This window comes from Streptomyces sp. NPDC051907 (genome assembly GCF_040681075.1).
Taxonomy (GTDB): domain Bacteria; phylum Actinomycetota; class Actinomycetes; order Streptomycetales; family Streptomycetaceae; genus Streptomyces.
In genome coordinates, this window is sequence record NZ_JBFAYB010000105.1 from 21,127 (window position 1) to 28,038 (window position 6,912).

Consider the following 6,912-nt stretch of genomic DNA (forward strand, 5'->3'; position numbering starts at 1 on the left):
AGGGAGGGTGCGCGGTATTCGCAGTGCGGAAGCGGTCATCCGGGGGGAAATCGTCACGCTCGCCGAACATCAGGTCGTGCGTGTGTTCGAGGCAGGGGTGGGGCGGGAGCGTCCGGGCGGCGTCAGGGACCCTGCCACGCGTCGAGTTCGCGCACGCGCGCGAGCGCGGAGGGACGCTGCTGCGCAGGGAGCGCACCGGCCAGCGCGCGCCACACGTCCAGATCGTCCTCGCCCCACGGGGCGTACGCCCAGTCCGCCAGCAGCCCGGGATCGCCGCGGGCGATCAGCGCCGCGCGCAGCTGGTCCTCGAGCCTGCGCCGCAGCCGCGCCACCGCCGGCGACTGCGAGGCGGGCAGCAGCGGACCGGCGTACGCGCTCATCGCCCCGGTCACCGCCCCCGCCGCCAGCCGCCGCGCCACCGTGTCGAAGTCCGTGTCGAGGGGACGGGCGAGCCGGTACGGGCGCGAGGACAGCAGCTCGGGCCCCAGCAGACGCCGGAGCCGGGACAGCTCGGCGCGCAGCGTCACGGGCGTGACCGTCTCGTCCTCGTAGAGCTCGACGAGCAGCTCCTCGCCGCCGACTCCCTCCGGGCGGCGGGCGAGCACCACCAGGATCTCGCTGTGACGGCGGCTCAGCCGGACCGTGCGCCCCTCGGCCGCCAGCAGCGCCTCGTCCCTGCCCAGCGCCGACAGCTGAGCGCGGCCCGTGCCGGGCGGCGGGGCGAGCAGCGCCAGCTGCGCCTCGGCGGCCCGCGCCACCGCGCTGACGAACGCGAGGCTGTGCGGATGCGCCAGCCGGTCCCCGCCGGTGATGTCCACCGCGCCGAGCACGCGTCCGGTGCGCGGGTCGTGGATGGGCGCCGCCGCGCACGTCCACGCCTGCACGGGCCGGCGGAAGTGCTCGGCCGCGAACACCTGGACGGGGCGGTCGACGGTGATGGCGGTGCCCGGCGCGTTCGTCCCGGCCGCCGCCTCGGCCCAGCGGGCGCCCGGGACGAAGTTCATCCCGCTCGCCTTCTCGCGCGTCGAGGGCGGCCCCTCGACCCATAGCAGCCGGCCATGCGTGTCGCAGACCGCGACGAGGTGCTCGCCGTCCATGGCGTACGCGCCTGTCAGCTCCCGCACCAAGGGCATCACGCGCGCCAGCGGATGGCTCTCGCGGTACGCCCCCAGCGCGTCGTCGTCCAGCTCGACGCCCGCCGTGCCGTCCGGGCTGACATGCGCGCGGGCCGAGCGTCGCCAGGAGTCGGCGACCACGGAGCGCACCGGGCGCTCCACCCGTCCCGCCGTCAGATACGACTCGTACGCCCGCCGCAGCCCGGCCAGCCGCTCCGCCGGGTCGGCGCCGGACTCCAGGGCCAGCCATGGGTCGCTCACATCGGCCTCCTGCGCCCATCGTGGCCTCATCCGGCGGCGCCGACAACCGTGCCCGCGTCAGGTCAGGTTGACCATGCGGATGTAGCGCACCCAGTCCCAGTGCGGTCCGGGATCGCTATGGGTCGCGCCGGGCACTTCGTTGTGGCCGATGATGTGGGCCCGGTCCTTGGGGATGCCATAGCGGTCGCATACGGAGGCCGTGAGCGCCGCCGACCGGGCGTAGAGCTCACGGGTGAAGTACCCGGGCTTGTCCACCCAGCCCTCGTGCTCGATGCCGATGCTGCGGGTGTTGTAGTCCCAATTGCCCGCGTGCCAGGCGACGTTCCGCTCCCGCACGCACTGGGCGACATGGCCGTCCGAGGAGCGGACCACGTAGTGCGCGGACACCTGCCGCGCCGGGTTCTGGAAGATCGTCACGGTGTCCGCGAACGTCTCCTGGGTGATGTGGACGACCACATAGTCCACCGGGTACGAAGAAGGCCGACTGGCGGCCGTGTAGTTGGCGCTCGTGGCCGGGGCCCAGTCGGCGAGCGGGTAGTCGACGTCGGCGGCTGCGAGGTCAGTCGTGGCGTCGGTCCTGCCGGCGGCCCGGTCGGCCGCCCCGGCGGCGGGGATCTCGGCGGCTGAGCCGCCCGGCTCGGGCCGGGCCTGGGCGCGGGCCGTGGGCAGCAGGACGCCGGCGGCGGCCGCCGCGGCGGCTCCCCGGAGCAGTCGTCTACGGTCCATGGGCATCTCCTGGTGGGGGGTCTCAGGGGGCGTGGCAGTGCGGCGGCCGCCTCCGCCGGGGGCGGTGGAGCCGCCATGAGGATCTCCTGCCGGGAGCCACTCCGTGCGGATCTCGGCGAAGCGGGTCGGCTGGTGTCGCGGACGTCCGCCGGCGGGCCGGGCCCGTCTGCCGCAACTGACCCTGATGCAGGGTCGGTTGTGCCGCCGGAGGGCGGTCTGGGGGCCTCGGATCGGCTGGATCGGCGGCGCCCGGTACCGTGTCAGCCAGTGATCGGCCCGACGCCGACGAAGTCGCCGACGGCCGTGCCCACAGCAGTGCCGGAGGCGACGCATACGCCCATTCGACAGCAAGGCCTGCGGTGCCCAGCGGGGGGACAGAACAGAGATGACGAACGAGATCGTGGTTCCGGAGCAACTCGGCCGGCCCGAGCAGATGTGGCGGCGCGCGGCGGCGCTGGCGCTGATGGAGGCGAGCGCGGCCTCCGGCTATGAGTACTGCCTGGGGGACAGCGAGGTGTCCTGCTCGCATTCCAACGGCACGTGGACGCTGGCGCTGATCACGGACGGCAGGGCCCTCTTCTACGGCCAGGACGTCGACTGCAGCGACACTTCCTACCGCGGGGACAAGCCGGTCGACCTCCTGGTGAACGCACCGGACTGGGTCCCCATGGCCGAGCTGCGCGAGCTGAACGACGGCTATGAGCTGGGCTATCTGTACTGGTGGGACGAGGGGGCGTGGGCGCGGGCTCCCTACCCGGACTTCGTCGCGGACGACGGCCTCGAGGCGTCCTGCGGCTCGCAGAGCGGTCTCTTCGACGACGCGGCCCTGGCCGAGGACTTCGCCGACTCGGGATACGAGGACCAGGAGGCCGCCGAGCGCTTCATCGCGCGGGTCGCGGCGCGGACCGTGGACGCGGCGGCCCTGACCGAGCTGATGGCCACCGCGTCGCAGCCGTCGACGTCCCCGCGGGAGGCCCGCCTGGCCACGGCCCTGGAGTGGGCGGCCCGGCTGGGCGTCGCCGCGACGGCGCCGACGGCTGCTGCGCGCTGAGCTCAGAGGAGGGCGCGCTGGACGGGGAGTCGGCCGGCGGTGGCTGAGGCGGTCGTGGGTCCAGGGCCCACGCCCCGCCTCCGCGCCCGAGCCGTCCCGCCGCTCGCCGCGCCGTGCCCTCCCGAGTCGCCCATGGCATCCGCTATGGGCGACTCGAGCCCCGCCCCGGCCCCCGGCCCCGCGCCCTGCTCAGCCCGCGTCGCCCATAGCGGCCGCCAGCGCCGCTGCCGGGTCGTGGTCCGCGGGGCCGGCCGGCGCCCAGCGCCCGTGCTCCTTGCGGTACGGCCACCAGCGGCCGTCGCGTCCCACCCGCAGCTGCGCGTCCGCGCCCACCACGGTCCACCGTCCCGCGCTGCCGGCCGCCCGCAGCTGGGGACGGTCGGGCTCCTCCCAGGCCTCCGCGAGCTGCGTCCTGGCTCGCGCGAGCGCCTGCGGCTCGGGCGTCCACTCCTCCTCGAGCGCCGAGAGCGCGGCGGGCCCGCCGAAGCGCCACGCACGCGCGGCCAGGTCGAGTTCGGCGCGCTGCCGGCCGGTGCCCGCGGCCAGCCGTCCCCTGATCGCCGGACCGGGCGCCGCGGCCGCGAGCCGTACCGCGTCCTGATCGTCCGTCAGCCCCGGCTCGTACGGCTGATGCTCGTGACCGGGCAGGAGAGCCTCGGCGAGCATCCGATGGGCGCGCGCCGCCGCGTCCGCGGCCAGGAACTCCAGTGCCTCCGCGTCCACGCCCTCCGCCGGATCGGTCTCCGTGTCCAAAGAGGGCGCCAGGCCGGGCTCGTCCGGGAGCGGCGGGGGAGCGGGCAGCGGCGGCAGGATGTCCCGCGCCGCGAACGCCTCGTCCGCCCGCACGCCCTCGGGCGCCGTCTCGGACTCGCCCTCCGGGGCGGTCGCGGCCCGCGCCGCGCTCCGCGCCTGAAGCTCGTCCAGCAGCCGCCGCTCGCCGCGCCCCCGCATCAGCAGCAGCACGAACGGATCCTGGTCGAGCAGCCGCGCCACCTGGTAGCACAGCGCCGCCGTGTGCGGGCAGTGGTCCCAGGCCTCGCAGCCGCACTCGGGCTCCAAGTCGCCGATCCCCGGCAGCAGTTCCACCCCGGCCGCCGCCGCGTCCTCCACCAGGTGCGGCGGCATCTCCCGGTCCAGCAGCGCCGCGATGTGTCCGGCCCGGTCCACCGCCATGTCCAAGAAGCGGTCCCACGCCTCGTCGCTCAGCTCCTGGAGCAGCACATCGCTGCGCTGGGCCCCGCCGTCCCGGTCCCGTACGACGGCGGTGATCCGGCCCGGACGCACCGACACGGCGCCGACCGCGCCCTCGCGCGCCTGCCGCCGGCCCTTCTTCAACTGGTCGCCGTCCAGGGCCGTGTCCTCCAAGGCCTTCAGCCAGGCCTGGCCCCACCACGTCTGTGCGAAGCCCCTGCCCCGCGCGGGCGGCAGCGCCGCGAACGTCCGCTCCGCCCTCTCGTGCTCGTCGCTCATCGCGCGCCCCCTCGCAGCTCGACCAGGTGCGCCAGCTCGGCGTCGGACAGCTCGGTGAGCGCGGCCTCGCCCGAGCCGAGGACCGAGTCCGCCAACTCCCGTTTCCTCTCCAGCATCTGTGCGATCCGGTCCTCGATGGTCCCCTCCGCGATCAGCCGGTGGACCTGGACCGGGCGGTCCTGTCCGATGCGGTACGCACGGTCGGTGGCCTGTGCCTCGACGGCCGGATTCCACCAGCGGTCGTAGTGCACGACATGCTCGGCCCGGGTGAGGTTCAGACCCGTGCCCGCGGCCTTCAACGACAGCAGGAAGACGGGCACTTCGCCGTTCTGGAAGCGGCTCACCATCGCCTCGCGCTCGGCGATCGGCGTACCGCCGTGCAGGAACTGGGTGCGTACCCCGCGTGTCGCCAGATGCCGCTCCAACAGCCGCGCCATCTGCACGTACTGCGTGAAGACCAGCACGCTCGCCTCCTCGGCGAGGATCGTGTCGAGGAGCTCGTCCAGCAGCTCGAGCTTCCCGGACCGGTCCGGGACGCGGGGGCGTTCCTCCTTGAGGTACTGCGCCGGGTGGTTGCAGATCTGCTTGAGCGAGGTCAGCAGCTTCACGACCAGACCGCGCCGCTCCATGCCGTCGGCCTCGGCGATCGCGGCGAGGGTCTCCCGTACGACGGCCTCGTACAGCCCGGTCTGCTCGAGGGTGAGCGAGACGGCGCGATCGGTCTCGGTCTTGGGCGGCAGCTCCGGCGCGATGCCGGGGTCGCTCTTGCGCCGGCGCAGCAGGAACGGCCGTACCAGCGCGGCCAGCCGCTGGGCCGCGGCTGGATCGTCGCCGCCCTCCACCGCATGCGCGTAGCGCGAGCGGAACGTGCCGAGCCGGCCGAGCAGGCCCGGCGTCGTCCAGTCGAGGATCGCCCAGAGCTCGGAGAGGTTGTTCTCCACTGGCGTGCCGCTCAGCGCGACGCGCGCCTTGGCGCCGATGGTGCGCAGCGCTCTGGCGGTGGCGGAGTACGGATTCTTCACGTGCTGCGCCTCGTCCGCGACGACCATTCCCCACGGCGTCCGGCCGAGCCGCTCCGCGTCCAGGCGCATCGTGCCGTACGTGGTGAGCACGAACTCCCCGTCGGCGAGCGCGTCGAGGCTGCGCGAGGCCCCGTGGAAGCGGCGCACGGGCGTGCCCGGCGCGAACTTCTCGATCTCGCGCTGCCAGTTGCCCATCAAGGACGTCGGGCAGACGACGAGGGTGGGGCCCGCGGCCGCCTCGTCGCTCTGCCGGTGCAGATGCAGCGAGATCAGCGTGATGGTCTTGCCGAGGCCCATGTCGTCGGCGAGACAGCCGCCGAGGCCGAGGGAGGTCATGCGGTTCAGCCAGTTGAGGCCGCGCAGCTGGTAGTCGCGCAGCGTCGCGGCGAGCGCCTCGGGCTGCCCGATCTCCTGCTGCCCGCCCTCGGGTTCGGCGAGCCGGTCGCGCAGCTGCGCCAGCCACCCCGACGCCTGTACGTCGACGCGGCGGCCGTCGACCTCCGTCGAGCCGGTCAGCACGGCCCCGAGGGCGTCGACGGGCGTCAGCTTGCGATCGTGGCTCTCGCGGGCCTGCCGTGCCTCCTCGGGGTCGATGAGGACCCACTGGTCGCGCAGTCGTACGACGGGACGGCTGGCCTCGGCGAGCTGGTCCAGCTCGGCGCGCGTCAGCTGCTGATCGCCCAGTGCGAAGGACCAGTTGAAGGAGAGCAGAGCGTCGGCGGACATGAAGGACGGCAGCGCGGAGTCGCCGTCGCCGGGAATCCCGGCGCCGTGCCGGTCCGTGGGATGCGGATCCGAGCCGTCCGACGGGCCGATCACCGCGCGGGCGGTGAGCTTGCGCGCCATCTCCTTGGGCCAGTGCACCTGGACGCCCGTCGCCGCCAGGGCCCTGGCGGCCTCGCCCAGGAGCTCGGCGACCTCCTCGTCGGCGAGCTCGATCGCGTCCGGGACGGCGGCGTGCAGCAGCGGGGCGAGCGGCGTCCAGGCGCGCGCCGCCCGGCGCAGAGCGAGCAGCGCGTCCATGCGGGCACGCGGACCGAAGGCCGCGGCGGGGCCGGTCGCGCCCGCCCAGACCTCGGCGGCGTCGGCCACCAGGGCGGGGTCGCTGACGCTGTGCATCTGCAGCACGGCGCGGAACGCGGGTCCCTCGTCCTCGGCGTGCTCCAGCCCGGCACGTACTGCAGTCCGTCGGTGGAGATCTTGTCGCCCTTCAGGCTGGAGACGCTCATCAGGGCGAGGATCAGGATGAGCCCGCCCAGCACGAAGG

5 protein-coding genes are annotated in these 6,912 nt (G+C 74.5%); 1 reads left to right on the forward strand and 4 read right to left on the reverse strand.

All coding sequences use genetic code 11. The features are described 5' to 3' along the window. Positions 1-122: 122 nt before the first annotated feature. Both AB0M39_RS35060 and AB0M39_RS35065 read right to left on the reverse strand, forming a co-directional pair. On the reverse strand, positions 123-1,376 hold the full coding sequence (locus tag AB0M39_RS35060; RefSeq protein ID WP_365371083.1) for a GAF domain-containing protein: 1,254 nt from the start codon (positions 1,374-1,376) through the stop codon (positions 123-125). A 57-nt stretch (positions 1,377-1,433) separates the two neighbouring features. Further along, positions 1,434-2,102, reverse strand: a complete 669-nt coding sequence (locus tag AB0M39_RS35065) for a peptidoglycan recognition family protein (RefSeq protein ID WP_365371086.1) — start codon at positions 2,100-2,102, stop codon at positions 1,434-1,436. A gap of 385 nt (positions 2,103-2,487) precedes the next feature. On the opposite strand from AB0M39_RS35065, the gene AB0M39_RS35070 reads away from it, so the two are divergent. Beyond that, positions 2,488-3,153 carry a hypothetical protein gene (locus tag AB0M39_RS35070; protein ID WP_365371089.1) on the forward strand — a complete coding sequence of 222 codons (666 nt, stop codon included), beginning with the start codon at positions 2,488-2,490 and terminating at the stop codon, positions 3,151-3,153. Positions 3,154-3,342: 189 nt separating this feature from the next. Here the strand turns inward: AB0M39_RS35070 and AB0M39_RS35075 are convergent, their stop codons facing one another. Next, positions 3,343-4,623: an SWF or SNF family helicase gene (locus AB0M39_RS35075; protein WP_365371092.1), complete on the reverse strand. Its 1,281-nt coding sequence runs from the start codon at positions 4,621-4,623 to the stop codon at positions 3,343-3,345. Then, entirely contained in the window at positions 4,620-6,773 is a 2,154-nt protein-coding gene (locus AB0M39_RS35080; RefSeq protein ID WP_365371094.1) for a DEAD/DEAH box helicase, read from the reverse strand. Before AB0M39_RS35080 ends, AB0M39_RS35075 begins: the two co-directional genes overlap by 4 nt. Between the last annotated feature and the right edge of the window lie 139 nt (positions 6,774-6,912).

Bases quoted from the DNA above. Each gene is read 5' to 3' on its own strand.
- AB0M39_RS35070 (WP_365371089.1), top strand. From the start codon at position 2,488: ATGACGAACGAGATCGTGGTTCCGGAGCAACTCGGCCGGCCCGAGCAG.
- AB0M39_RS35065 (WP_365371086.1), bottom strand. From the start codon at position 2,102: ATGGACCGTAGACGACTGCTCCGGGGAGCCGCCGCGGCGGCCGCCGCC.
- AB0M39_RS35075 (WP_365371092.1), bottom strand. From the start codon at position 4,623: ATGAGCGACGAGCACGAGAGGGCGGAGCGGACGTTCGCGGCGCTGCCG.